Here is a 1,545-nt window from a genome sequence, read left to right as displayed (position 1 = left end):
CCCATTACAGTCTGAAATAGGCCATCGATAAATTTCGATGGCGAGCATTCGGCGCATTGCCTACGATACGGGCAAGCCCCGAGGGGCCGCCGATCGGGCGCCTCCGGATGGCCGTCTGCCCCTGCCCCGTAGAGGGCCCGGGGGGTGTTGCCACCGGGGGCGCTCGCCGCTCCGGACGACTGATAGGAAACTGCCGGGCGCAAGCGCCACGGCCAGGTAATGTGGGTGTCGCGGGGAGGGGTTCCGATCGGCCTACCGATTGGAGGATACCACCGTGGCACCAATTAGAATGCCGGAAGCCGTCATCGGGCTCGATGTCGGGAAATCGTCCCACTGGGCATGCGTCGCGACTCGAGATGGCGAGGTGCTGTTGAGCACCCCCGTCGCGAACAGGGAGGACGACCTGGACTCGCTGTTCGGCCGCTTCCCCGATGCGCTCGTGGTCGTCGACCAGTCGCGCAACATAGGCGCCCTCGCGCTCGCCCGCGCCAGGGCGGCCGGGATGTCGGCGGCGTACCTGCCGGGACTCGCGGCGCACGGGGCCGCCAGGCTCTTCGCCGGCGACGCCAAGACCGACGAGCGAGACGCGATGGTCATCGCGAAGACGGCGCTTGGCATCCCCGACGCGCTCCTGCCGGTCGGAGACCCGGGTCCGACGATTGCGGCGGCGAGGGCGCTGGCCGCCCAGAGGAACTTCCTGACCTGCGAGAACACTAGGAATAAGAACCGGCTGCGCAGCATCCTGCTGGAATCGTGCCCCGCCTTCGAGGCACTGGTCGACCTGTCCGACGGGCCCCAGCTGAGGCTCATGGCATCCCTCGGCGGGGCCTGGTCGGTAGCCGACGCCGGGCCCCGCAGGGCGGCGGCGCTCACGCGTGGGGCGGCGCGCGGTAAGATCGAGGCCCTCGTCCGCTCGACAACCTCCTCGACAAGGCCGGATGCGTCGGTCGTCGCCGCCGAGGACCGGGCGGTGAAACTGCTCGCGCGCAGGATATCCGAGAACTCGGCGGAGATCGAGGCGATCACGGCGGAGATCTCCGCCCTGCTCGAGGGCGACGATACCTACCGATGCCTCCTGACGGTGCCGGGCATCGGGCCCAAAACCGCTTCCGAGCTTGCGATCTCCATCGACATCGAAGACTTCCCCAGTCACGACAGGCTCGCGTCGTACTGCGGCCTGGCGCCGCGCAACCGCCAGTCGGGAACCTCGATCTCCTCGGTGACGGCATCGCGCCAAGGCAACAAGAGGCTGAAGAACCTGCTCATATTCTCATGTAACTGCCTTACCCGGACAGAGGGGAGATGGGGCGACTACTACACCAGGTGCCGGGAGCGGGGCATGTCGCACGGCAAGGCGCTCAAGGCGCTGGCGCGAAAGAGACTGAAGGTCATCTACGCGGTCATGCGAGACAGGGTGCCTTACGCAGCCTAGCCGAAACGCACCGAGCAGACTGAAGCCCACCGGCCTAATGGCTTGGCGTCAGCATGCCGCGATTCGGTCGCACGGAGAGCATTTCCCAGTTGACAAAACTATAGGAACACCCC

General features: G+C 66.8%; 1 protein-coding gene. It reads left to right on the top strand.

What is annotated here, in order from left to right; all coding sequences use genetic code 11:
- Nucleotides 1–274 precede the first annotated feature (274 nt).
- Complete coding sequence (locus DWY03_RS09935) at nucleotides 275–1,432, top strand: IS110 family transposase (protein ID WP_231500848.1); 1,158 nt, start codon at nucleotides 275–277, stop codon at nucleotides 1,430–1,432.
- Nucleotides 1,433–1,545 lie beyond the last annotated feature (113 nt).

The organism is Collinsella sp. AF23-2 (genome assembly GCF_003459245.1).
GTDB lineage: Bacteria > Actinomycetota > Coriobacteriia > Coriobacteriales > Coriobacteriaceae > Collinsella.
Note: the sequence above shows the minus strand (reverse complement) of the source record. Positions and strands in the feature narration are given on the sequence as shown.